Annotated in this window: 14 protein-coding genes; 10 read left to right on the forward strand and 4 right to left on the reverse strand. The window is 65.4% G+C overall.

Features of this window, described 5'->3' with window-relative positions; genetic code table 11:
* Positions 1 to 81: 81 nt before the first annotated feature.
* From dsbD to dsbG, 3 genes are read left to right on the forward strand one after another with little or no spacing between them, the layout of a single operon-like run.
* On the forward strand, positions 82 to 1791 hold the full coding sequence (dsbD, locus tag ABOA88_RS08590; RefSeq protein ID WP_367851294.1) for a protein-disulfide reductase DsbD: 1710 nt from the start codon (positions 82 to 84) through the stop codon (positions 1789 to 1791).
* Positions 1791 to 2627 (forward strand): TlpA disulfide reductase family protein, encoded by an 837-nt coding sequence (locus ABOA88_RS08595; RefSeq protein ID WP_070574233.1) that lies wholly within the window; start codon positions 1791 to 1793, stop codon positions 2625 to 2627. The genes dsbD and ABOA88_RS08595 overlap by 1 nt, the downstream gene beginning before the upstream one ends.
* Position 2628: 1 nt before the next feature.
* Positions 2629 to 3387, forward strand: a complete 759-nt coding sequence (gene dsbG, locus ABOA88_RS08600; RefSeq protein ID WP_367851293.1) for a thiol:disulfide interchange protein DsbG — start codon at positions 2629 to 2631, stop codon at positions 3385 to 3387.
* A 126-nt stretch (positions 3388 to 3513) separates the two neighbouring features.
* Here dsbG and ABOA88_RS08605 read toward each other — a convergent pair whose 3' ends face one another.
* The gene (locus tag ABOA88_RS08605) at positions 3514 to 16467 is read right to left on the reverse strand and encodes a non-ribosomal peptide synthetase (RefSeq protein ID WP_367851292.1); all 12954 of its coding nucleotides are present in this window, start codon (positions 16465 to 16467) and stop codon (positions 3514 to 3516) included.
* A 314-nt stretch (positions 16468 to 16781) separates the two neighbouring features.
* Here ABOA88_RS08605 and ABOA88_RS08610 point away from each other — a divergent pair, with 314 nt between their 5' ends.
* The gene (locus tag ABOA88_RS08610) at positions 16782 to 17309 is read left to right on the forward strand and encodes an RNA polymerase factor sigma-70 (protein WP_196169085.1); all 528 of its coding nucleotides are present in this window, start codon (positions 16782 to 16784) and stop codon (positions 17307 to 17309) included.
* A 75-nt stretch (positions 17310 to 17384) separates the two neighbouring features.
* On the opposite strand, the gene ABOA88_RS08615 is transcribed toward ABOA88_RS08610, so the two are convergent.
* Together ABOA88_RS08615 and ABOA88_RS08620 are read right to left on the reverse strand one after the other, a co-directional pair.
* Positions 17385 to 18398, reverse strand: coding sequence for a GNAT family N-acetyltransferase (locus ABOA88_RS08615; RefSeq protein ID WP_196169158.1), 1014 nt, complete (start codon positions 18396 to 18398; stop codon positions 17385 to 17387).
* A 63-nt stretch (positions 18399 to 18461) separates the two neighbouring features.
* Positions 18462 to 19265 carry a substrate-binding periplasmic protein gene (locus ABOA88_RS08620; protein WP_367851291.1) on the reverse strand — a complete coding sequence of 268 codons (804 nt, stop codon included), beginning with the start codon at positions 19263 to 19265 and terminating at the stop codon, positions 18462 to 18464.
* Between the two features lie 177 nt (positions 19266 to 19442).
* Between ABOA88_RS08620 and ABOA88_RS08625 the strand changes: the two genes are divergently transcribed.
* Both ABOA88_RS08625 and ABOA88_RS08630 read left to right on the forward strand, forming a co-directional pair.
* The gene (locus ABOA88_RS08625) at positions 19443 to 19994 is read left to right on the forward strand and encodes an exonuclease domain-containing protein (RefSeq protein WP_196169083.1); all 552 of its coding nucleotides are present in this window, start codon (positions 19443 to 19445) and stop codon (positions 19992 to 19994) included.
* Positions 19995 to 20068: 74 nt separating this feature from the next.
* Positions 20069 to 20353, forward strand: a complete 285-nt coding sequence (locus ABOA88_RS08630) for a pyrimidine/purine nucleoside phosphorylase (protein ID WP_043212311.1) — start codon at positions 20069 to 20071, stop codon at positions 20351 to 20353.
* A gap of 165 nt (positions 20354 to 20518) precedes the next feature.
* Here the strand turns inward: ABOA88_RS08630 and ABOA88_RS08635 are convergent, their stop codons facing one another.
* Complete coding sequence (locus tag ABOA88_RS08635; protein WP_367851290.1) at positions 20519 to 21211, reverse strand: alpha/beta family hydrolase; 693 nt, start codon at positions 21209 to 21211, stop codon at positions 20519 to 20521.
* A gap of 49 nt (positions 21212 to 21260) precedes the next feature.
* Here ABOA88_RS08635 and ccoN point away from each other — a divergent pair, with 49 nt between their 5' ends.
* The 4 genes from ccoN to ccoP are packed head-to-tail and all read left to right on the forward strand — an operon-like array spanning position 21261 to position 24445.
* Positions 21261 to 22685, forward strand: a complete 1425-nt coding sequence (ccoN, locus tag ABOA88_RS08640; protein WP_196169082.1) for a cytochrome-c oxidase, cbb3-type subunit I — start codon at positions 21261 to 21263, stop codon at positions 22683 to 22685.
* A 13-nt stretch (positions 22686 to 22698) separates the two neighbouring features.
* Entirely contained in the window at positions 22699 to 23307 is a 609-nt protein-coding gene (gene ccoO, locus ABOA88_RS08645) for a cytochrome-c oxidase, cbb3-type subunit II (RefSeq protein ID WP_043212308.1), read from the forward strand.
* A gap of 8 nt (positions 23308 to 23315) precedes the next feature.
* A complete protein-coding gene (locus tag ABOA88_RS08650) occupies positions 23316 to 23504 on the forward strand; it encodes a cbb3-type cytochrome oxidase subunit 3 (protein ID WP_196169156.1) in 189 nt (62 codons plus the stop codon).
* Positions 23504 to 24445, forward strand: a complete 942-nt coding sequence (gene ccoP, locus ABOA88_RS08655) for a cytochrome-c oxidase, cbb3-type subunit III (RefSeq protein WP_196169081.1) — start codon at positions 23504 to 23506, stop codon at positions 24443 to 24445. The genes ABOA88_RS08650 and ccoP overlap by 1 nt, the downstream gene beginning before the upstream one ends.
* Positions 24446 to 24535: the final 90 nt, after the last annotated feature.

Genomic DNA, 24535 nt, shown 5'->3' on the forward strand with positions numbered 1-24535 from the left:
CAGCAAAACGACACCGGTTAACCTTGGGTTAATCAGCCAAGGCCAGCATGGCCAGATTCACAGCACTGCCAAGGCGAAGACATGCGCGTTCTCCTGCTCTTCCTGACATTTCTGCTGGCCGGCCCGCTGCAGGCCAACCCGTTCGAGACCAAGCCGGACTTCCTGCCGGTCAACCAGGCGTTCGTCCTGACCCATGACCGCCAGGCCGACGGCCAGATGCGCCTGAACTTCCAGATCAAGGACGGCTACTACCTCTACCAGAAGCGTCTGAAGTTCGACGGCCTCGCGCCTGAACAACATCCACAGCTCCCTCCCGCCGAAAACCACCATGATGAGTTCTTCGGTGACAGCGCGGTCTACCGCCACCAACTCCAATTGCTGATACCCGCCACTGCCCAGGGCCAATTGCGCCTGGGCTGGCAGGGCTGCGCCGATGCAGGCTTGTGCTACCCGCCTCAAACCACCGCCATCGACCTGGGTGGCCAGGCGGTGCCGGCTTCGGATCAAGCCACTGACCAGGCCCTGGCCAGCGACCTGCAACAGGCCAGCCTGGCGTGGAGCCTGCTGGCGTTCTTCGGCCTTGGCCTGCTGCTGGCCTTCACGCCCTGTTCGCTGCCGATGCTGCCGATCCTCGCCGGGCTGGTCCTGGGTAATGGCGCCAGCGCCCGCCGTGGCTGGCTGCTGGCGGGGGTCTATGTACTGAGCATGGCGCTGGTCTATGCCGGCCTCGGCGTGGTGGCCGCCCTGCTCGGCGCCAGCCTGCAGGCCTGGCTGCAGCAACCCTGGTTGCTGGGCAGCCTGGCAGCGTTGTTCGTGATGCTCGCCCTGCCGATGTTCGGCGCCTTCGAACTGCAACTGCCTGCCGCCCTGCGCGACCGCCTGGACCGTGCCGGCCAAGGCACCCGCGGTGGCAATGTGTATGGCGCAGCCCTGCTCGGCGCGCTCTCCGGCCTGCTCATGGGGCCCTGCATGACCGCGCCATTGGCCGGCGCATTGCTGTACATCGCCCAGAGCGGCGACGTGCTGCAAGGAGCGCTGGTGCTGTTCAGCCTCGGCCTGGGCATGGGCGTCCCTCTGCTATTGCTGGTCACTCTCGGTAACCGCTACCTGCCCCGCCCCGGTGCCTGGATGAACCTGGTCAAGGGGCTGTTCGGTTTCGTCTTCCTGGCCATGGCCCTGTACACCTTGCGCAGCCTGCTGCCGGCCCCGTTGCTGCTGGCCCTGGGTGGCGCCTGGCTGATCGCCCTGGCCTGGACCGCCTGGCCGGCCCTGCACCGTTTGCCGGCCCTGCGCGCAGTCCCCTTGCTGGGTGCACTCTGGGGTGGGCTGTTGCTGGTCGGCGCGGCCGCTGGCGGCGACGATCTGTGGCAACCCTTGCAGCCCTTTGCCGGCAGCGGCGTGCAAAGCGAGGCCAAGGCCGAGGACGCCTTCGTCACTGTCAGCCAGCCCCAGGATCTGCAACGCGAACTGGACGCTGCCAAGGCACGCGGCCAGTGGGTCATGCTGGACTACTATGCCGACTGGTGCGTGTCGTGCAAGGTGATGGAGAAACAGGTATTCGCCCGGCCCGATGTGCTTGCCGACCTCGCCAGCGTGCATCTGGTGCGCCTGGACGTCACCGCCGACACGCCCGCCAGCCGCGAGTTGCTGCAACGCTACCAGGTGCCAGGCCCGCCCAGCCTGATCTGGATCGGTCCGGAAGGCGACGAGCGCCGAGCCCGGCGCATCACCGGTGAAGTGGATGCCGCAGCCTTCAAGCAACACTGGGCACAGACCAGGAGCCAAGGCTGATGCTGACCGTGACCCTGGGGCCACTGACCATGGCCCTCAACCACCTGCTACTGCTCGCGGCCCTGGCCGTGGCCAGCATCGTGGGCTGGTGGGTGGCCCGGCGCGGCGGTGAAAGCCCCGAGTCGGCGCTGTTCAACCTGTTCCTGCTGGGGCTGCTGTGTGCACGCGCAGGTTTCGTCCTGGCGTACTGGCCGATGTTCCGCGACGATCCGCTGCAGGCGATCGACATTCGCGACGGCGGCTTCCTGCTGTGGGCCGGCCTGATCGGCATCGTCATCGGCGCGCTGTGGCAGGGCCGGCGACATCCGGGCCTGCGTCGACCACTGGGCTGGGCGCTGCTGAGCGGTGCGGTGTTCTGGATCCTTGCCAGCCTCGGCAGCCATCTCTACAGCAAGGGCACCGAGCTGCCGACGCTGAGCCTGCGCAATGCCGGCGGCCAATCGGTGGCACTGCACGACTACCGAGGCAAGCCGCTGGTGATCAACCTCTGGGCCACCTGGTGCCCACCGTGCCGTCGGGAAATGCCTGTGCTGCAGCAAGCCCAGGACGAGTACCCGCACGTAACGTTCCTGTTCGTGAACCAAGGCGAGACTCCGGAGAACGTCAGCACCTTCCTGGCCACCACCGGCCTGAGCCTGACCCACGTGCTGTTCGACGGTAGCGGTCAGCTGGCCCAGCAGGTGGGCTCCATGGCCCTGCCCACCACCTTGTTCTACACCGCCGAAGGGCGCTTGATCGGCAGTCACCTGGGCGAGTTGTCCCGGGCCAGCCTGCACCGCGCCCTGGAACCTTTCGAGCAGGCCAACCGGCCCGCCTCCGCCGCACAAGGAAATTGACATGCGATTGAATGCCCTCTTGCCCCTGGCCCTCATGACCTTCGCAGCCCCCGCCCTGCAGGCTGAAACGTTGCCCAAGGCCATCCAGCAACTGCAAGCCAAGGGCGCCGAAATCAAAGGCAGCTTCGATGCGCCCAATGGCCTCAAAGGCTATGCCGCCGCCTACCAGAACAACGGCATCGCCCTGTACCTCACCCCCGATGGCAAGCACGTGCTGGTCGGCAGCCTGTTCGACGAACAAGGCAAGGACCTCAGCGCCGAGCCGCTGGAAAAACTCGTGTATGCCCCGATGAGCAAAGCGATCTGGGCCAAGATGGAAAAAACCGCCTGGATCGCCGACGGCAAGGACGACGCTCCGCGCAAGGTGTACCTGTTCAGCGACCCCAACTGCCCCTACTGCAACATGTTCTGGGAGCAGGCGCGGCCTTGGGTGGAATCGGGCAAGGTGCAGCTGCGCCACATCATGGTCGGCATCATCCGCGAGGACAGCCCGGGCAAGTCTGCGGCGCTGCTGGCTGCCAAGGACCCGGCCAAAGCGCTGCAACAGCATGAGAAAGCCGGCAAGGCGAGCACCCTCAAGCCGCTGGAGACCATCCCCGAGGCGGTGCGCCAAAAACTGGAGGCCAACCTGGCCTTGATGGAAGAGATGGGCTTGGCAGCGACCCCGGCGATCTTCTACCAGGATGACAAGGGTCAGTTGCAGAGCCAGCAAGGCGCGCCGCGGCCAGAGATGCTCGGGCAGATTCTGGGCAAGCGCTGAGCCGTAGCCTGCCAGCCTGCCTCATGCGCGGGTAAACCCGCCTCCGCAGGCACCGTGGTTTCGAGAACACCGCAGTGTCTGCCGGAGCGGGTTCACCCGCGACGGGGCGCAACGCGCCCCTACACCTCAAAGCGCCTCCAACTCCGCCATCAGGTCACTGAGCCGGTCCACCTTGCCCTCGTCCAGCGCGCTGCCCTCCAGCGCTCGCACGTACTCGGCCAATGCCTCCACGGTGTTGCACTCGAACATCGCCCGCAGCGGCACATTCAGTTGCAACTGCTGCTGCACACGCGAGGCGATCTGGGTTGCCAACAAGGAATGCCCGCCCAACTCAAAGAAGTTGTCGTGCACCCCCACGCGCTCGACCTTGAGCACATCGGCCCAGATCCCCGCCAGTTTGTGCTCCAGCTCGTCGCGGGGCGCCAGGTAGTCCTGGCTTTGCTGCGCGCCGATGTCGATCGCAGGCAGGGCCTTGCGGTCGAGCTTGCCGTTGGCGTTGTGGGGCAGGTTCGCCAGCCAGGCCCAGTGCAGCGGCACCATGTATTCCGGCAACTCGGCGCGCAGACGCGACTTGAGCTGCTCCAACAGCGCGGCATCGGCCGCCACGCCCTGATGCGCTACCAGGTAGCCGACCAGATGCTTGCCGTTGAAGCCCTCCTGCACGCCCACTGCCGCATCGCGAATCTCGACCTGCTCATGCAGGCGGGCTTCGATCTCACCCAGCTCGATGCGATAGCCGCGGATCTTCACCTGATGGTCGATACGGCCCACGTATTCGAGCACGCCATCAACCCGACGCCGCGCCAAGTCGCCCGTGCGGTACAGACGCTCACCCGGGGCACCGTAGGGGTGAGGGATGAAAGCCAGCGCAGTGCGCAGCGGGTCCCCCACATAGCCACGCCCAACGCCGGTGCCGGCCACACACAACTCGCCCACCGCTCCCAAAGGCACCAGGGCCTGGGCTTCGTCGAGCAAGTACAGACGGTTGTTATCGGTCGGCGTGCCGATCGGCAGGTAGCTGCCGCGGGTCGACGCGACATCGACTCGGAAGAACGCCACATCGTCCGAGCACTCCGCCGGGCCATAGGCGTTGACCAGCCCGATGTGCGGATAGCGTTGCAACCATTGAGCGGCCAGCTCCGGAGGCATGGCCTCGCCGGTTGGCAGCATCCAGCGCAGGCCCTCGAGTGCCCGTTGCTCGCTGGCGAGCATGCCCTGGATCAGCGAAGGCACGCTCTCGAGCACCGTGATGCCAGTGGCCTGCACATGCGCCAGCAAGCCTTGCGGGTCGTGGGCGATGGCGTTCGGCACGATCTGCACCCGGGCACCGAACAAGGGCGCTGCGAGGAACTGCCACACCGAAATGTCGAAGCTCTGGGACGCGGTCTGGGCAATCACGTCGTACTCGTCCAACTCCAGGTACGGCACCTTGCTCAACTGGTTGTTGAGCATGCCGCGTTGCTCGACCATCACCCCCTTGGGCAGGCCGGTGGAGCCGGAGGTGTAGATCACGTAGGCCAGGTTGTCGGGCGCGCTGTAGATGCCTGGGTTGTGACTGGCCATGGCACTGGCTTGCACCTGCTCCCATACCAGCAACGTCGGCCTGGCGACCCCGGAGATCTCATCGAGCAACTGACGCGCCTGCTCGGCGCAGGCCGCCGTGCACACCAGCACCGGCGTGCGGCTGAGTTCGACGATGCGCTGCAGGCGCGCAGGCGGCAGGCCCGGGTCCAGCGGCAGGTAGCCGGCACCGGCCTTGAAGCAACCGACGATCATGCCCAGCAGCGGCAGGCCACGCTCGGCCAGCAGCGCCACCGGCTGGTCGATGGCCACGCCCGCGGCGATCAAGGCATGGCCCAGGCGGTTGGCCACAAGGTTCAGCCCGACGTAGTCGCAGGACGCGTCCAGGCAGCGAGCGACCGTCCGCTCTGGGTGCGCGGCGACCCGCGCCTCGAACAGCTCGACATAGCTCTGTTCCAGCGCATAGGCGTGTTCGGTGCGGTTGCAGTCCTCCAGCAGGAAGCGCTGCTCGGCTTCGCCAAGCACCGGCAGCTCGGTCACGTCACCGTCGAAGCCTTCTACAAGCGCCAGCAGCAGGCGCTTGAACTCGGCCAACAAGCGCTCGACGGTGGCGAAGTCGAAGTAACGCTGGTCGAACGACAGGTGCAGGCCCAGATCGTCGCCTGGGTAGCACACAGCCGTGAGCGGGAAGTTGGTGTGGGTACGGCCCGAATCGGAGCTGGCGTTCAGCTGCTGGGCATGGTTCAGCACGGCGGTTTCCACCGGCGCGTTCTCGAACACGAACAGGCTGTCGAACAGCGGCTGGCCCTTGGGCAACTCGCTGCACTCCTGGATCGCCACCAGCGGTAGGTACTCGTACTCGCGCAGTTCCATGTTGCGCTCAAGCAGGCCCTGCAACCATTGGCCCACGCGTTGACGCTGGCCCGGTTCGGGCAGTTGCACACGCAGGGCAATACTGTTGATGAACAGGCCGACGGTGCGCTGCATCTGCGGCAGGCTGACCGGGCGACCGGCAACGGTGACGCCGAAGACCACGTCGCGCTCGCCGCTGTAACGGGCCAGCACCAGCGCCCAGGCCGCCTGGGCGAAGGTGTTGATGGTCAACTGGTGTGCCTGGGCCAGCTCGCGCAGGCGTACGCCGTCGCGCACGTCCAGGCGGGTATAGCAGTCGCCGACGATCATGCCGTTGCCCGCATGATCATGGCGCAGCGGCCGGTCGCAGGGGATGGCCGTAGCGCGCTCGAAGCCTGCCAGGTTGCGCTGCCACCACTGGCGCGCCTCACCCAAGTCCTGACGTTGCAGCCAGCCGATGTAGTCGCGGTAGCGCGGCGGCACCGGCAACTGAGCGGCGCGGCCCTCGCCCAGGGCTTGGTAGAGCGCGAAGAAATCGTTCATCAGCAACGAACGGCACCAGGCATCGATGAGGATGTGGTGGTTGCTCATCATGAACCAGTAGCGGTCGTCGGCAACCCGTACCAGGCGCAGGTGGAAAGGTGCCTCGCGCAGTAGGTCGAAGCCGGCTTCGCGCTCCTGCTTGTGCAGCGCCTGCAAGCGCGCCTCCTGGGCCGCGTCGTCAAGGCCGCGCCAGTCCTGGTAGTCCAGCGGCGTGTTGCCCGGTTTGTGGATGATCTGCAGCATCGCTTCGCCGGCGTTCCAGCTGAACGAGGCACGCAGGGCCTCGTGGCGCGCCACCACGGCCTGCCAGGCCTGGGCGAAGCGCTCGGGGTCCAGGGCGCTGTCGATGCGGTAACGGTCCTGCATGTAGTAGATGCCCGTGCCCGGTTCGAGCAAGGTGTGCAGCAGCAGGCCTTCCTGCATGGGCGTGAGCGGGTAGACATCCTCGATCTGCGCGGCCGGTACCGGCAAGGCATCGATCTGCGCCTGGGTCAGGCGGGCCAGCGGGAAATCCGAAGGCGTGAAACTGCCGGTGCCGTCGGCCAGGCAATGGCCGACCAGGGCCAGCAGTTCCTGGCGATAGGCCTCGGCCAACGCGGCGATGGTCGCCTCGTCATAGCGCTCGGTGCTGAAGGTCCAGCGCAGTTGCAGGGCACCGCCATACACTTGGCCATCGACGCTGAGCCAGTTGGGCAGCGGCGCCTCCAGGTCGTGGGCCAGGCCTGCCGGCGCATCCAGCGGCTGGAACAGCGCGGCACTGTCGAACTGCTGGTCGAACTGGCCCAGGTAGTTGAAGGTGATGCGCGCCTGGGGCAAGGCGGCCATGGCTTCGCGACCGGTGGTGTCGGTCAGGTAGCGCAGCACGCCATATCCCAGCCCCTTGTGCGGCACCTGGCGCAGCTGTTCCTTGATGCCCTTGATGGCCGCGGCGAAGTCCTGATCGGTGTCGCCCAGTTGCGGGGTCAGGCACAGCGGATAGGCATTGGTGAACCAGCCGACGCTACGGGTCAGGTCCATGTCCTCGAACAGGCCGTCACGACCATGGCCTTCCAGTTGCACCAGTACCTGGCTGTCGCCACTCCAGCGGCACAGGGTGCGCGCCAGGGCGGTGAGCAGCAGGTCATTGACCTGGGTTCGGTAGGCCGCAGGTGCCTGTTGCAGCAACTGGCGGGTCTGCTCCTGGTCCAGGCCGATGGCCAAGGTACGGGCATGGCGGTGCAGGTTGCCGCCCTGGGGATGATCGCAGGGCAGTTCGCGACGGGCAGTACCGAGCTGATCCTGCCACCAGCCAAGCTCGTCACGCAGCGAGTCGCTGCCGGCATAGCTGACCAGGCGCGCGGCCCAGTCAGCCATGGCGTGGGTCTTGGCCGTCAGTGGCTGGCCGCGGTAGAGCGCCTGCAGGTCCTCGAGCAGCACGCGCCAGGACACACCGTCCACCACCAGGTGATGGATCGCCAGCAGCAAGCGCTGGGCGCCCTGCCCGTCGGTCACCAGCAGCGCACGCAGCAATGGGCCTTCGGCAAGGTCCAGGCTGCGCTGTACATCGGTGTACAGCGCCTGGCAATTCTCGAAATCCGCCACGGTGGCGACCCACAGCAATGGCTGGCCAGGTGATGGGACGTACTGGGCCTGCCAATGCCCGTTGGCCTGGGTAAAGCGCAGGCGCAGGCTGTCGTGATGCGCCACCAGCGCGGCCAGGGCATGCTCCAGCGTCTGATTCTGCAACGGCTCGCGCGCCTCCAACAGCACGGCCTGGTTCCAGTGCTGGGGTTGAGCGATTTCGCTGTCGAAGAACCACTGCTGGATCGGCGTCAAGGCACTGCTGCCGCCCCGCGCGCCCTGCTCGATGCCGCTTGGCGCCTCGCTGCAGCTGACCACGGCGGCGAGCGCCTGGACAGTCTGGTGCTGGAACAGATCGCGCGGGGTGAACTGCAAGCCCAGCTGGCGGGCGCGACTGACCACCTGAATCGACAAAATCGAGTCGCCCCCCAATTCGAAGAAGTTGTCCTGCACGCCGATGCGGACAACGTTGAGCACCTCTTGCCAGACCTGCGCCAGTTGTTGCTCCAGTTCGTTGGCCGGCGCCTGATAGTGCTGGCGCGCCTGCTCGATGTCCGGCGCCGGCAAGGCGCGGCGATCGAGCTTGCCGTTGCCCATCAGCGGAAGGCTGCTCAGCAGCACCAGGTGCGCAGGCACCATGTAATCCGGCAGGTGCTGCCGGGCATGGGCCTTGACCGCCTCACGCAGGGCCGCCTGGGTGTCGGCGTCAGCGCTGGCCTGTGGGCAGACCAGATAGCCCACCAATTGCTTGCCCCCCGGCAGGTCCAGAGCGACGACCACGGCTTCATCGACAGCGGCATGGGCCTGCAACTGGCTTTCGATCTCGCCCAGCTCGATACGGAAACCACGGATTTTCACCTGCTGATCGGCACGCCCCACATACTCCACCAGGCCATCGGCGCGCAGGCGCACCAAGTCCCCCGTGCGGTACAGACGACCGCCCTCCTGACTGAACGGGTCAGCGACGAAGCGCTCAGCCGACAGCCCCGGACGCTCGTGATACCCCTGGGCAAGACCGGCGCCCCCGATGTACAGCTCACCGATGCCGCCCTGAGGCAGCAGCGCCAGATCATCATCCAGCACATACGCCGTGCGCGCCCCGATCACCCGGCCGATCGGCACGCTGCCCGCATCCGCCGGCAGCTGCTGCGGCGCAAGGCAGGCCAGCGGCATGACCACGGTTTCGGTCGGCCCGTAGGCGTTGAAGACCTGCTGCGGCAGGAATGCCTGGCGGATACGCTGCAGATGCTCCCCGGTCAACGCCTCGCCCCCGGTGATCACCAGGCGCACCGGCAGCTGCTCGTGCTGCCCGAGCAGGTACTGGGCCAACTGGCTGCCATAACTGGGGGTGAAACCCAGGATGCTCACCTGCTGCGCGCGCACCAGTTGGCAGATCTCTTCGGCCCCCCACTGGCCCTGGCCGCGCAGCACCACCCGGGCGCCGCACAGCAGCGGCACCAGCAGGCGCTCAGTGGCGGCGTCGAAGTTGATCGAATAGAAGTGCAACTCGCAGTCGTCGCTGCGCATGCCGAAGGCCGCGATCACCGCCTGGCAATGCATGGCGATTTCGCCATGACTGACCACCACGCCCTTGGGCTGGCCGGTGGAGCCTGAGGTGTAGATCAGGTAGGCCTGATGCTGCGGCAGGTTGAGGTTGTCCAGGGGCGCATCGCTGTAATGCGCAAGCGACGCGGCATCGTCTTCCAGGCACCACCGGGCCACACCTTCAGGCAGCCCCCCTATGGCATCGAACAGGGCACGCTGCCCAAGCAGCAGGCCGAGTCGGCTGTCCTCGATCATGTAGCGCAGGCGGTCGAGGGGGTACTCCGGGTCCAGCGGCACGTAGGCGCCGCCGGCCTTGAGGATGGCAAGCAAGCCCACGACCATTTCCAGCGAACGCTCCAAGGCAAGGCCCACCCGCACCTGCGGCCCGACGCCACGCTCGCGCAGGGCGCGGGCCAGGCGGTTGGCCTGCTGGTCCAGCTCAGCGTAGGTCAGGTGCTGGCCGACGAAGGTCAGCGCCCGGGCCTGCGGGCTGCGCGAGGCCTGCAAGGCGAACAGGCCGTGCAGGGTCTGGTCGAGCTCGAAGTCCTGCTCACCCTGCAACTGGCCGACCAGCGCCTGCTGCTCGGCGTTACTGAGCATCGGCAGCTCGCACAGGCGCAGGCCCGGGGCATCGAGCAGGCCGACCAGCAACTGCTGCCAGTGCTCGGCCATGCGGGCGATGCGCGGCTCGTCGAACAGGTCACGGCTGTAGGTCAGGCAGCAGCCCAGGCGACCGTCCAGGTCCGTCACCTCCAGGTAAAGGTCGAACTTGGTCGCACTGGCGTCGTTGACCAGGTAATCCACGCTCATGCCCGCCAGTTCGCGGCTTTGCTGGAAGGCCCAGCGCTGGACATTGCACATCACCTGGAACAACGGGTTGTAGGCGCTACTGCGCGGGGGCTGCAAGGCCTCCACCAGTTGGTCGAATGGCAGGTCCTGGTGCGACTGGCCATCGATCACGGTGCGACGGACCTGTTCGAGCAATTGGCTGCCGGTCATTTGCCCATCGAGCTCGCAACGCAGCACCTGGGTGTTGAGGAAGGCGCCGATCAGCCCTTCGCTTTCCGGCCGGATGCGGTTGGCCATCGGCGCGCCGATGCGCAGGTCGCGCTGGCCACTGTGGCGGTGCAGCAAGGCGGCCAGGGTGGCGGTCATGGTCATGAACAAGGTCAAGCCATGCTGGCTGTTGAAGGCATGCACACGTTCAACCAGCGCGGGGTCGAGGTCGAAGCGGTACAGCTCGCCACGATGGCTCTGCACGGCCGGACGCGGACGGTCCGAGGGCAGCGCCAGCACCGGATGCTCGTGACCCAGGCGGGCTTTCCAGTAGGCCAGTTGGCGGTCTGCTTCTCCGCTTTCGAGCCACTGGCGCTGCCAGACGCTGTAATCGAGGTACTGCACCGGCAGCGGCGCCAGGGGCGACTCGCGCTCATCGACGAAGGCCTCGTACAGCTCGCCCAGCTCACGGGCGAAGATGTCCATGGCCCAGCCTTCGGTGACAATGTGGTGCAGGGTCAGCACGAAGTAGTGTTCGCGCTCACCGGTCTTGACCAGGCAGGCGCGCAGCAGCGGCCCGCGCGCCAGGTCGAACGGCAGGTGCGCTTGTTCATCGGCCAGTTGTTTCAAGCGCTGCTGGCGATCTTCGTCCTGGAGCGCGGAAAAATCATGCCACTGCACTCGCAGCGGGCTGTCTTCGGCCACGCACTGATATGGCACGCCGTCGATCTCAGGAAAGGTTGTGCGCAGGGTCTCATGGCGCACGACCAGGGCCTGCAAGGCCCGCTCCAAGGCATCCACATGCAGCACGCCGCGCAGGCGCGCCATACCGCCGACGTTGTAGGCCGGGCTCTCCGGCGCCATCTGCCACAGCACCCACATGCGCTGCTGCGAATACGACAGCGGCACTGCCTGGCGCCGATCGACCCGCTCGATGGCGCCTTGCCGGTTGTGCCCGCCGGCGGCTTGGACGCGCTCGATCTCGGCGCAGAAGGCGCCCAGTTCGCTGGCCTCGAACAAGGCCTTGAGCGGCAGCTCGACGTCAAGCGCCTGGCGGGTACGCGAGACGATCTGGGTGGCGAGCAGCGAGTGGCCACCGAGGGCGAAGAAATCATCCAGAAGACCGACCCGCGGCAGATTCAGCACCTCACGCCAGATCGCCGCCACCTGTTTCTGCACAACGCTTTGCGGCTCGACATGACCGCGTTGCTGCCAGACTGGCGCCGGCAGTGCCTTGCGATCAACCTTGCCGCTCGGCCCCAGGGGCATCTGTGCCAGGTGAATCAGTTGCGCCGGCACCATGTAGGCCGGCAGGCGCTCGCCCAAGGCCGCGAGCAACGCCTCGGACTGTTCGACGCCGCTGTAGTAGCCGACCAGCTGCGCGCCGACGGCATCCGGGTGGATCAGCACCAGGGCCTGCTCGACACCCGGCTCGGCCAGCAGGCAGGCCTGGACCTCCTGGGGCTCGACGCGAAATCCTCGCACCTTGACCTGTTGGTCGAGGCGGCCGAGGTATTCCAGCGCCTGCAGCGGCATCAGCCAACGGGCACGGTCGCCGCTGCGGTACAGGCGCTCGCCGTTGCCATCGGGCTGGGGTACGAAGCGTTCGGCGGTCAGCCCTGGGCGACCCAGGTAGCCACGGGCCAGGCCCGCGCCGCCCAGGCACAGCTCGCCCGGCACGCCCGGCGCGGTCAGCTCCAGCTCGTCATCCAGCACTCGGCACAGCACGTTGCCCAGCGGCCGGCCGATCGGCGAGCGTTCGCCATCCTGCGTCTGGCAATGCCAGTGGGTGACGTTGATGGCGGTCTCGGTCGGGCCATAGCGGTTGTGCAACTGCACCTGCGGCAAGACTTGCAGCACGCGGTCACGCAGGTGCGCCGACAGCGCCTCGCCGCCGCAGAACACCCGGCGCAGGCTGGTACAGCTCGCCGCCAGCGGCTCCTGGACAAACACCTGCAGCAACGGCGGGACAAAATGCAGCGTGGTCACGCCATGGGCCTGCACCAGCTCGGCGATACGCCGCGGGTCGCGGTGCTCGCCAGGGCCGGCCAGCACCAGCGTGCACCCCTGGATCAACGGCCAGAAGCACTCCCACACCGACACGTCGAAGCTGATCGGTGCCTTCTGCATCAGCACATCGCTGTCATCCAGCGCGTAGGTGCCCTGCATCCACTGCAAGCGCTCAGCCAACGCGGCATGGGTGTTGCCCACGCCCTTGGGCTGGCCGGTGGAGCCTGAGGTGTAGATCACATAGGCCAGGTTGTCGCCGTCCAGGTGCAGGCCTGGGGCATGACTCGGCCAGCTGTCCAGATGCAGCTGGTCCAGAGCGATGGCACTGACGCCCTCGACCTGCGGCAGGCGCTCAAGCGTGCCGCTGTGGCTGAGCAGCAACGCAGCGCCACAGTCGCTGAGCATGTAAGCCAGGCGCTCGGCCGGGTAGTCGACATCCAGCGGCACATAAGCACCACCGGCCTTGAGGATGGCCAACAGGCCGACCATCAATTGTGGCGAGCGCTCCAGGGCGATGGCCACGCGGCTGTCCGGGCCGACGCCCTTGTCACGCAGGTAGTGGGCCAGGCGATTGGCCTGCTGGTGCAGGCTGGCGTAGTCGAGACTGCCGCCTTCCCACACCAGCGCCGTACGCCCCGGCGTGCGTTGCCCCTGGTCGGTCAGTTGCTCAACCACCAGGCGCTGGGCGCTCGGCGCAGGCGCCTGCCCCCAAGCCAGCAGTTGTGCCTGGCCTGGGTCGTCGAGCAAGCGCACCTCGCCCAGCACTCGCTGCGGGCAGGCGCAGACTTGCTCGAGCAGGGTCAGCAGGTGCCCGGCCAGACGTTCGATGGTATCGGCCTCGAACAGCTCGGCGGCATAGTCGAACGCCAGGCTCAAACGGCCCTGGTGATCCTGCTCGCTGTGCAATTGCAGGTCGAACTTGGCCTCGCGGCTATGCCATGGCAATTCTTCGGCGAGCAGACCAGGCAGGCGGCGCAGCGCCGAAAGATCACGCTGCTGATGGTTGAACATCACCTGGAACAGCCCCTGCTCGCGGGCGTCCGGCAGCGCCTCGAGCAATTGCTCGAACGGCAGGTCCTGGTTGGCTTGGGCCAGCAACGTGGCCTGGCGCACCTGGGCCAGCAACTGATCGAACGGCAGGCGGCCATGGAGCTCGGCGCGCAGCACCTGGGTGTTGATGAAAAAGCCCACCATGCCCTGGGTTTCCTGGCGCGGACGGTTGGCGTTGGGCACACCGACGCGGATATCGCCCTGGCCGGTGTAACGGTGCAACAGGCCTTGCCAGGCGGCCAGCAGGACCATGAACAGGCTGGCCTGCTGTTCGCGGGCCAGGGTGTCCAGAGCGGTGCCCAGCGTGGCGGGAACCTTCACGCTCAGGCGCGCGGCGCGATGGGTGCGCTCAGTGGCGCGCGGATGGTCGGTGCACAGGTCGAGCACCGGCAACTCATCGCCCAGTTGCGCCGCCCAGTGTTTCAACTGTCGCTCGCCTTCGCCGTCGGCCAACCATTGGCGCTGCCAGTGACCGTAGTCGGCGTAGCCCAGCGGCAGGGGCGCCAGGTTGGCCTGAAGGCCTTGGCAATGCGCGGCGTACAGCTTGGCGAATTCGTCGAGCAGGATGTTCAACGACCAGCCATCGGCAACGATGTGGTGCAGGGTTACCCAGAGCTGGTGGTCCTCATCGCCCAGGCGCGCCAGCGTGACGCGCAGCAACGGCCCTTGGGTGAGGTCGAACGGCTGCCGCGCCTCAGCCTCGCGACAGGCCATGACCTGCTCGGCGTCCGCCCCTTGCAGATCCGTGCGGTGCAGCTCGAAGGTCGCCTCGGGCAAGACCTGCTGCATGGCCTGGCCGTCGACCTCGCAAAAATGCGTACGCAAGGACTCGTGACGTGTCACCAGCGCCTGGAAGCTCGCCAGCAGCGCCGACTCGTCCAACTCACCCCGCAGGTGCAAACCGGCAGGGATGTTATAGGCCGCCGACTCCGGCGCCAGTTGCCACAGCAGCCACAGGCGGTTCTGCGCCAGCGATTGCGGCAGAGCCTGGCCACGTGCCAGAGCATCGATGGACCTCGATGCGGTGCCACCTTCGGCCAGGATCGCCGCCACCGTAGCGCTGTAGTCGGCCAGGATCGGCGACTCGAACAGCGTGCTCAGGCTCAGGCCGACACCCAGTGCGTCCGCCAGGCGGGCGGTCGCCTGGGTGGCGGCGATGGAGTTGCCACCCAGCAGCAGGAAATGATCGTCCGGCGCCACCGCTTCGACCTTGAGCACCTCGCGCCAGATGGCCGCAATGCGCTCCTGCAGCTCACCACCTATCGCCTGCGCAGCGACAGGCGCTTCGACTGTCGGAAAACGCGCATAGCAGTCCAGGCTGCCGTCGGCCATGCGCAGGCGGCAGGCCGAGCGCTGGAGCTTGCCGCTGGAGGTCTTGGGCAAGGCGCCGGGGTTGAGCAGCAGTACCACCGCAGGTGCCTGGCGGCAGGCATCGGCAATCACCTGGCGCACAGTACGGATCAAGTCCTGAGGCTTGATGACCTTCTGCACGTTGCGGCTGATCTCCACCGCCACGCCAATACCCTCCTCACCCTGGTCGTCCACGGCGAATACCGCGACACGGCCTTTACGCAGCCCTTCGACCTCACGTTCAAGGGTCTTTTCCAAGTCCTGCGGGTAGAGGTTCTGGCCCCGAACGATGAGCATGTCTTTCAGGCGCCCGGTGACGAACACCTCGCCATCACGCATGAAGCCCAGGTCCCCAGTGCGCAGCCAGGTCTGGCCGTCCTGCTCGACGAAGGTGCGCGCGCTGGCCTCTGGGTTGCGCCAGTAGCCCTGCGCGATGCTCGGCCCTGCGGCCCACACTTCGCCGACGCGGTTATCGCCCAACACCACCAGGCGCTGCGGGTCGATGATGCGCACGGCGTGGCCAGGCTGCGGATAACCGCAGCTCATCAGTACGCTGCCCTGGCCAGGTTCGGCACGATTGGCGGCGAGCGCCTCGGCGTCCAGCGCCATGGCAGCGATGCCCTGGCCGCGGCGGCTACCGCTGACGAACAGCGTCGCCTCGGCCAGGCCGTAGCTGGCAAAGAAGCTGCTCGCCTCGAAACCACACGCACCGAACTTGTCCGCGAAGGCCTGCAGGCTGTCCTGGCGAATCGGTTCGGACCCCGAATACGCCACCCGCCAACGGCTCAGATCCAGGCCAGCCAGGGCCGCCTCGCTGACCCGCTCGCTGCATAGGCGGTAGGCGAAATCCGGGCCGCCGCTGATGGTGCCGCCGAAGTCGCTGATCGCCTGCAACCAGCGCTGTGGCCGGGCAAGGAAATAGCCCGGCGACATCAGCACGCAGGGCACGCCGCTGAAGATCGGTTGCAAGAGCCCGCCGATCAGGCCCATGTCGTGGTACAGCGGCAACCAGCTGACGATCACGTCGTCCGGGTTCAGGTCGATGCCAAAGCCCTGGCGGATCAGTTGCTCGTTGGCCACCAGGTTGCCGTGACTGACCTGCACGCCCTTGGGCAAGGCGGTGGAGCCGGAAGTGTATTGCAAGAAAGCAATGTGCTCACTGGTCAGCGCCGGTTCGTGCCAGTCGGCCGCCAGCGCCGGGGCCAGGCGGTCCACGGCCAGCAGACCAGGGGCGCCCTGCTGCGCCAGGGCATCAAGGCCCTGCAAGCTGTCGCGCAAGGCGTCGACGGTGAGCAGCAGGCGCGGCTGGGCATCGTCGATGATCGACAGCAGACGTTCCTGGTGATGGCGCCGCGAGGATTCCGGCGGATACGCCGGCACCGCAATGACCCCGGCGTACAAGCATCCGAAGAACGCCGCGACGTAGTCCGGGCCACTGGGAAACAGCAGTACCGCCCGGTCGCCAAAATCGGTACGCGCCTGCAGCGCCGCGGCAATGGCCCTCGCCCGTAGGTCCAGCTCCTGATAGCTGAGCACGGCCTGCTCGCTGGGATCATCGGCCAGAAAGCGCAAGGCGATCCGGTCGGGGGTCCGCGTGGCGCGCTGCGCCAGGGCGTGGACCAACGAGAGCGGGAGTTCGAAGGCGTCCATCATGGGGAGTTCCTGCCAGTGTCTGGATAAGTCGCGCCGACGCTGCGCCGCGCAAGACAGGCGGGCAGCGTTCGACAGCCGGATGTACACAGGGGAACGGATGGGCGGGGCAAATAATTAAACCGCTGGCGGCGGCAGACAAGGCAGGCGAGAGGCGAAAGGGGCCGATTTCACACGATGAGGCTAGGACGGAATGCCGCGCTATTAATTACTTTTCGCATTTGACAATCATTATCATTGTGAATAGTTTGTCGCTCGTCGTAGGAAACGTCCCACACAGACGGCTTCCCCTTCCCTTCAGCGTCCAGGTGATTTCCATGGCGGAACAACTATCCACAAGTAAGTGCGATTCACCACTGCTCCAGGCATTCGTCGACAACCGCAGCATCCTGGTCAAGATCGCGGCCCGCATCACCGGCTGCCGTTCACGCGCCGAAGATGTGGTGCAGGATGCCTTCTTCCGACTCAGCGCCGCGCCGCAGATCACCTCGTCGTTCAAGGCACAGCTCAGCTACCTGTTCCAGATCGTGCGCAACCTGGCCATCGATCACTACCGCAAGCAGGCCATGGAGCTGAAGTATTCCGGCAGTGAAGAAGAAGGCCTGAACGTCGTCCTGCAGAACGCTTCGCCCGAAACCACCCACATCAACCTCGCCACCCTCGAACACATCGCCGAGGCCCTCGGCGAGTTGCCCCAGCGCACCCGCTATGCCTTCGAGATGTATCGCCTGCATGGCGTGCCGCAGAAAGACATCGCCAAGGAGCTGGGGGTGTCGCCGACGCTGGTCAACTTCATGATTCGCGATGCCCTGATCCATTGCCGCAAACACGGCCGCCAGACCTGAACCACCACAGGCTTCGCCAGCTCCTACAGAAGCAGCGCCGAACGCTGTAGGAGCTGGGGGAAGCCTGTGATGGGCTCACGACAGCGAGCAGCGGTCGAAGAACCGCTCCCGCCCCAGAATCATCAACGCCGCCCGCTTGTGCGGAAAATCGAACTCTTTCTCGCAATGGAAGCACTGATCGTGCATGTAGCCGATCATCTTGCCGTTGTCGGCACGCGGCTCGGCGACCACCCGCTGGGTCCGCGGATCGTCCAGGAACAAATAGTGCACCAGCGCCGACAACCAACTGGCCACCTTGTGCGGGCCGCGATGGGCCTGCTCGCCCACCAGCATATGGATACCCCGGTCGTAGTCGTGCGCCGGGTAGAACGGCGCGATGCGGTCCTCCTTGGCCCAGTAGGCCTCGAAGTAGGCAAAGGGCTGGTCATCGAAGCAGCCGATCAAGGTCAGGGTATGCGGGTCGGCCTGCAGCTTGGCCAGGTATTGGCGATGCTGTTCGAGCGTGCCGCCTTCCTGCCAGAACTGCAGCACACGTGCATCGTTCTGCCAGCGATTGAAGCGTTCCAGATCCTGGTCGATTTCAAGCGTGCGCAGCGACACCCAGGCCCCAAGGCGCGCATCGAATCGCCGGTACACCTCACCTCGGGGCTTGGGCGCACGACGAGGATGACGCTTGCCATCGCTGATCTGCATTTGCTGCGGATAGGCGCCGGCCTGCGCATCGCCCAGCCAGGGCTGCGGCAGTTGCCAGAACATCGCTCGCTCGCACAGGTACAGCCCTGGCTGGTCACCGGGCACCAGCAGGCCGCTGGCCAAGGCCGCATCCACTGGATGCGGGCAATGCCAGACCAGGCGCTGGCGCGCCGGATCCCGCGAGAGCAACCAGTAGCAGGCTGCCCACAGCGCTTGCGCGGGGCGCTCTTGGCACACCTGCTCGAGGTGGATGTGCAGCGGTTCGCCCGGGGTCAGGCGAACCCGAATCAACGCTCTCCCCTCCAGGGTCAGGCTCAACCGGCAATCGTCTTCATCGGCGCTGAGGCTGCGCCAACGCGGCAGGGAAAGGGGCTGCGAATCGGCATCGAACGGCATGGTCATGGCTCACGGTATTGAAAGGAAGGCTCAATCCGGTAGACGTGACGCGCAGTGGGGAATTTAGTGGCCAGTCGGCGCCACGACGTTGATCCGATAGGGCTGGAAGATGCGCAGCAATTCGCCGCTCTCGCGCAGCCGATCAAGCAAGGCGGCGAATGTCCGGGCATCGATCGGCGCGCCTGGGCGCACCATCGCGTAGTGGTGATAGACCTGATCGACCCGCTCGGAGGCCATCAGTTGCGCCTGGCTGTCCGGGTTTCGGGCCATGAAGTCGATCAGAAACGATCGCGTCGCCAGTGCAATGTCGACGCGTCCACGCTGTACCATCAGCAGATTGCTGTCATGGGAGTAGGTCAGCGTGGCGCCGAAGGTCTGGCTCAGGTAGTGGGGGTCGGAATTGAAGTTGGCAAAGGCGTAGTGATAGCCATGAAATAGCGCCAGGCGTTTGCCTTGCAGGCTGCTGAAATACTGCTGGTCTCGCCCGGCCTGTTGGCGTGCGACGAACACTTCGGCATCTTCCAGGCCCATGTCCACGCTTTCGTGGAGAATCTGTTCCCAGCCCCATTTGGGATTCTCGAAAATCGCGATGTCCGTGCGCCCTTGCTGGAAATCGCTAAAACGCCGAGGAATCGACGTGGGAACCTGCACGAAATGGTAGCTGTGCTGCTGTTGGTTGAGGGCCTTGAGCAATTGCGGCAACAGGCCGTTTTCAGCGCCCTGCTCGGGACGCACGGTATAAGGCGGAAAATGCGCCGCCCCGACCCTGACCTCGACGACCGCCTGCGCCGACGCAGGCACCGCTACCCACACTGCGGCGAGTATCAACAAGGAAGACAAAGCCTTCGAGCCGGGCACGGAAGTCAAAAGCAGACGCTCATCACGGTTTGTGAATGGATCCAACAAAGCTAGGCGTTTTCCCGCCAGGGCACAACTTTCAGCGATGTCAAAACAACAGCATTGTGCCAGGGGATGCCCTTGGGCCTCAGATTGGCTACGCTCTAGCGACCACGCAGGGTACTGCGTCTTGCACGGGAGCCCGGTATGGGGCATTGGCTGGTGATTGACTTGGAAGCGACCACCGATGACGGTGGTTGGCCCGTCACGGAGATGGAAGTCATTGAAATCGGGGCGAGCCTGGTGACACGCGAGGGCCGTGAGATCGATCATTTCCAGCGCTTCGTGCGGCCCAGGCGGCGGCCACAGCTGACCCCCTTCTGCCGTGAGCTGACCCACATCACCCAGGCCAGTGTCGATGGCGCAGCCCCCTTCACCGAGGTCTGGGCGCAGTTCGAGCGCTGGCTGGGCCATCATCAGGGACAGTTGCAGGCCTGGGTGAGCTGGGGCGACTACGACCGCCAGCAGCTGCAACAGGAATGGAAACAGCACCAGCTCACCAGCCTGTTGCAGGCCCTGCCCCACATCAACCTCAAGCAGCGTTTTGCCAAGGCCCGCCAACTGCAGCGCCCGATGGGACTCAACAGCGCCCTGCAACTGGCTGGCCTGCAGTTCACCGGCCAGCAGCACCGCGCCCTGGAAGACGCCCGCAACACCGCGCGGTTACTCCCGTTGAGCCTGCCGGCCAGCGGCATCTGAATTCAGATGACGAGGTATTGAGGCTTGGGCATACTGGCCAGCCTTTTTTCCTCCCTTTTTTCAGGAGTCGCTCCATGTTCAAGGTCAATGAGTACTTCGATGGCACCGTCAAGTCGATCGCCTTCACGGGCGAGGAAGGTCCAGCTACCGTGGGTGTCATGGCGCCGGGCGAATACGAGTTCGGCACAGCCAAGCGGGAAATCATGCACGTGGTGTCCGGCGCGCTGACCGTGAAGCTGCCGGGGAGCGATAACTGGGAAGTCTTCAAGGCGGGGAGCCAGTTCAATGTGCCTGCGGACAGCAAGTTCCAGCTGAAGGTGGCAGTGGATACGGCCTACCTGTGTGAGTATCGCGACTGAGCTGTTTTTGGGTAGTGTGATTATCCGGTTCTGGTGGTGACGCCACTGGCGTTTACCACCTTTACGGCGGGTTACTTTGGCCAAGAAAAAGTAGGCCGCCGTAAGGGCGCAAAGGTGACTAACCGCCGACAAACCAAACGGATCAGCCCACCAACCTCAAACCAACTATCCCATCAAAAACGCAGCAACCCGCTCAGCCGCCACCTGCAGATGCCCCTCATGCGTCAAGCCCGACGCCTTCAGCGGCTTCAAGTCATGATCCCCAGCCGTCAACCAACACAACTCGATCGCAGGCGATAACACATACCCCGCCACCGTCTCCCGGTTCCCCAAGGCATCCCGCTCCCCCTGGACAATGAGCGTACGCGTGCGCAGCCCCGCCAGATGCTCGACCCGGGGCTTCTCCGGCTTGCCCACCGCATAGAACGGATACCCGAGGCAAACCAAGGCATCGGCCTCCAGCTCATCGGCCAGCAGGCTCGCCATGCGCCCACCCATGGACTTGCCGCCAATGGCCAACGGCCCCGCGACCAATAGCCGCACCTGGCGATACACCTCGCGCCAGCAGTCGAGCAGCACCTTCTGCGGGTTGGGCGGCCGCTTGCCGCCGCCCTCGCGGCGTTGGGCCATGTAGGGGAACTCGAAGCGGATCACGCCTACCCCTTGCGCCGCCAGCCTTTGCGCCATGTCCTCCATGAAATCGCTGTCCATCGGCGCCCCTGCCCCGTGGGCCAGGATCAGGCAGCCCTTGTAGTCCTGATCCCCCCGAATTCTCGGAGGATCGCAGCGCAAGCCTGGGATATTTCCCACCTGCGCCCATTGATCCCCGTCAATACCGGCAATGTGCCCATTACTCATGCTTGCCTCGCTATCTAGCCTGCCTATAACCGTGGATGGGAACCCATACATGAACACAACCAGCAGTACCGCCTATAACTACAAGGTGGTCCGCCAATTCGCCATCATGACGGTGGTGTGGGGAATCGTCGGGATGGGGCTCGGCGTTTTCATTGCCGCGCAACTCGTCTGGCCTTCCCTGAACTTCGACCTTCCCTGGACCAGCTTCGGCCGCCTGCGACCGCTGCACACCAATGCGGTGATCTTCGCCTTCGGCGGCTGTGCCTTGTTCGCCACTTCCTATTATTCGGTGCAACGCACCTGCCAGACCACCCTGTTCGCACCCGCCCTGGCGGCGTTCACCTTCTGGGGCTGGCAACTGGTGATCCTGCTGGCGGCCATCACACTGCCGCTGGGCTTCACCAGTTCCAAGGAATACGCCGAACTGGAATGGCCCATCGACATCCTGATCACCGTCGTCTGGGTCGCCTACGCCGTGGTGTTCTTCGGTACGCTGCTCAAACGCAACACCAAGCACATCTATGTCGGTAACTGGTTCTACGGCGGCTTCATCCTGACCGTGGCGATGCTGCACATCGTCAACAACCTGGAACTGCCCGTCAGCCTGACCAAGTCCTACTCGATCTACGCCGGCGCCACCGATGCGATGGTCCAGTGGTGGTATGGCCACAACGCCGTGGGCTTCTTCCTGACCGCAGGCTTCCTGGGGATGATGTACTACTACGTGCCCAAGCAGGCCGAACGCCCGGTGTATTCCTATCGCCTGTCGATCGTCCACTTCTGGGCGCTGATCACCCTGTACATCTGGGCAGGCCCGCACCATCTGCACTACACCGCCTTGCCCGACTGGGCGCAGTCGCTGGGCATGATCATGTCGCTGATCCTGCTGGCGCCGAGCTGGGGCGGGATGATCAACGGCATGATGACCCTCTCCGGTGCCTGGCACAAACTGCGTAGCGACCCGATCCTGCGCTTCCTGGTGGTCTCGCTGGCCTTCTACGGCATGTCCACCTTCGAAGGCCCGATGATGGCCATCAAGACCGTCAACGCCCTTTCCCACTACACCGACTGGACCATCGGCCACGTCCACGCCGGCGCCCTCGGCTGGGTCGCGATGATCTCCATCGGCGCGCTGTACCACACCATTCCAAAGGTGTTCGGCAAGGAGCGCATGTACAGCATCGGCCTGATCAACGCGCACTTCTGGCTGGCGACCATCGGCACCGTGCTGTACATCGCCTCGATGTGGGTCAACGGCATCGCCCAGGGCCTGATGTGGCGCGCGGTCAACGCCGACGGCACGCTCACCTACTCCTTCGTCGAGACCCTGGTGGCCAGCCATCCTGGCTTCATCGTCCGCTTCGTCGGCGGTGCGATCTTCCTCAGCGGAATGCTGCTGATGGCCTGGAACACCTGGCGCACCGTGCGCGCACCGGCCACCGATGCCGCCCCTGCGAACGCCCAGTTGGCCTGAGGAGACACGCCTGATGAAACACGAAGTCATCGAAAAGAACGTAGGCCTGCTGGCATTGCTGATGGTCTTTGCCGTCAGCATCGGCGGCCTGACCCAGATCGTCCCGCTGTTCTTCCAGGACGTCACCAACAAGCCGGTCGAGGGCATGAAGCCCTATACCGCCCTGCAGCTCGAAGGCCGCGACATCTACATCCGTGAAGGTTGCGTTGGCTGCCACTCGCAGATGATCCGTCCGTTCCGCGCCGAGACCGAGCGCTACGGCCACTACTCGGTGGCTGGCGAGAGCGTCTGGGACCACCCGTTCCTGTGGGGCTCCAAGCGCACCGGCCCGGACCTGGCCCGCGTCGGTGGCCGCTACTCCGACGACTGGCACCGCGCGCACCTGTACAACCCGCGCAACGTCGTGCCCGAGTCGAAGATGCCGTCCTACCCGTGGCTGGTCGCGCAAAAGGTCGACAACAGTCACACCGACACCAAGATGCGCACCCTGCGCACCCTGGGTGTGCCCTACACCGACGAAGACATCGCCGGTGCCCGCGACGCGGTCAAGGGCAAGACCGAGATGGACGCCCTGGTGGCCTACCTGCAGGTGCTGGGCACCGCGATCAAGAACAAGAGGTAACGATGGAACTGTCACTGGATATCGGCATGATCCGCGGCCTGGGCACCTTGGTGGTGATGATCGCCTTCATCGGCCTGAGCCTGTGGGTCTTCAACCGCCGCCGCGACCGTGATTTCGCCGAAGCGCGCCTGCTGCCCTTCGTCGATGACCGCCTGCCCCCTGCCGGGCAGGAATCTGCCATGAGGAATAATCGGTAATGACCACCTTCTGGAGTACCTACATCAGTGTACTGACCATCGGCAGCCTCATTGGCCTGACCTGGCTGCTGCTCGGCACCCGCAAGGGCCAGAGCAACAACACCACCGACCAGACCATGGGCCACAGCTTCGATGGCATCGAGGAGTACGACAATCCACTGCCCAAGTGGTGGTTCTGGCTGTTCGTCGGGACCTTGGTGTTCGCAGTGGGCTATCTCATCCTCTACCCGGGCCTGGGCAACTGGAAAGGCATCCTGCCGGGCTACGAAAATGGCTGGACCCAGGTCAACGAATGGCAAAAGGAAATGGACAAGGCAGACGCCAAGTTCGGCCCGATCTTCGCCAAGTTCGCCGCCATGCCGGTCGAAGAAGTCGCCAAGGATCCGCAAGCCCTGAAGATGGGTGGCCGTCTGTTCGCCTCCAACTGCTCGGTGTGCCACGGCTCCGATGCCAAGGGCGCCTACGGCTTCCCCAACCTGACCGACAAGGACTGGCGCTGGGGCGGGGAGCCTGAAACCATCAAGGCGTCGATCATGGACGGCCGCCATGGCGTGATGCCAGGCTGGTCCGAAGTGATCGGTGAACAGGGCGTGGCCGACGTGGCAGCCTTCGTGCTCACCAACCTCGACGGCCGTACCCTGCCTGAAGGCGCCAAGGCCGACCCGGTCAAAGGCCAGGAAATCTTCGCGGCCAACTGCGTGGCCTGCCACGGCCCTGAGGGCAAGGGCACCCCGGCGATGGGCGCGCCCAACCTGACCCACCCGCAGGCGTTCATCTACGGCTCGAGCTTCGCCCAGCTGCAGCAGACCATCCGCTACGGCCGTCAGGGCCAGATGCCTGCCCAGCGCGAAATCCAGGGCAACGACAAGGTCCATCTGCTGGCAGCCTATGTGTACAGCCTGTCGCAGGCTGACGCGTCCGAAACCGTGACTGCCAAGTAACCCCCTTCGCGGGTAAACCCGCTCCCACAGGAACAGCGCGATCCTTGTGGGAGCGGGTTCACCCGCGAATATCCCGCCCAAGCACCAGGA

This window comes from Pseudomonas sp. PKS, assembly GCF_051913525.1.
In the GTDB taxonomy this organism is placed as follows: Bacteria; Pseudomonadota; Gammaproteobacteria; order Pseudomonadales; family Pseudomonadaceae; genus Aquipseudomonas; species Aquipseudomonas guariconensis_D.

What these genes read in the sequence shown, in the direction of transcription:
- ABOA88_RS08625 (WP_196169083.1), top strand. Translation starts at nt 19,443, where the DNA reads ATGGGGCATTGGCTGGTGATTGACTTGGAAGCGACCACCGATGACGGT.
- ccoP (WP_196169081.1), top strand. Translation starts at nt 23,504, where the DNA reads ATGACCACCTTCTGGAGTACCTACATCAGTGTACTGACCATCGGCAGC.
- ABOA88_RS08635 (WP_367851290.1), bottom strand. Translation starts at nt 21,211, where the DNA reads ATGAGTAATGGGCACATTGCCGGTATTGACGGGGATCAATGGGCGCAG.
- ABOA88_RS08610 (WP_196169085.1), top strand. Translation starts at nt 16,782, where the DNA reads ATGGCGGAACAACTATCCACAAGTAAGTGCGATTCACCACTGCTCCAG.
- ABOA88_RS08605 (WP_367851292.1), bottom strand. Translation starts at nt 16,467, where the DNA reads ATGATGGACGCCTTCGAACTCCCGCTCTCGTTGGTCCACGCCCTGGCG.
- ABOA88_RS08615 (WP_196169158.1), bottom strand. Translation starts at nt 18,398, where the DNA reads ATGCCGTTCGATGCCGATTCGCAGCCCCTTTCCCTGCCGCGTTGGCGC.
- dsbG (WP_367851293.1), top strand. Translation starts at nt 2,629, where the DNA reads ATGCGATTGAATGCCCTCTTGCCCCTGGCCCTCATGACCTTCGCAGCC.
- ccoN (WP_196169082.1), top strand. Translation starts at nt 21,261, where the DNA reads ATGAACACAACCAGCAGTACCGCCTATAACTACAAGGTGGTCCGCCAA.
- dsbD (WP_367851294.1), top strand. Translation starts at nt 82, where the DNA reads ATGCGCGTTCTCCTGCTCTTCCTGACATTTCTGCTGGCCGGCCCGCTG.
- ABOA88_RS08595 (WP_070574233.1), top strand. Translation starts at nt 1,791, where the DNA reads ATGCTGACCGTGACCCTGGGGCCACTGACCATGGCCCTCAACCACCTG.
- ccoO (WP_043212308.1), top strand. Translation starts at nt 22,699, where the DNA reads ATGAAACACGAAGTCATCGAAAAGAACGTAGGCCTGCTGGCATTGCTG.
- ABOA88_RS08630 (WP_043212311.1), top strand. Translation starts at nt 20,069, where the DNA reads ATGTTCAAGGTCAATGAGTACTTCGATGGCACCGTCAAGTCGATCGCC.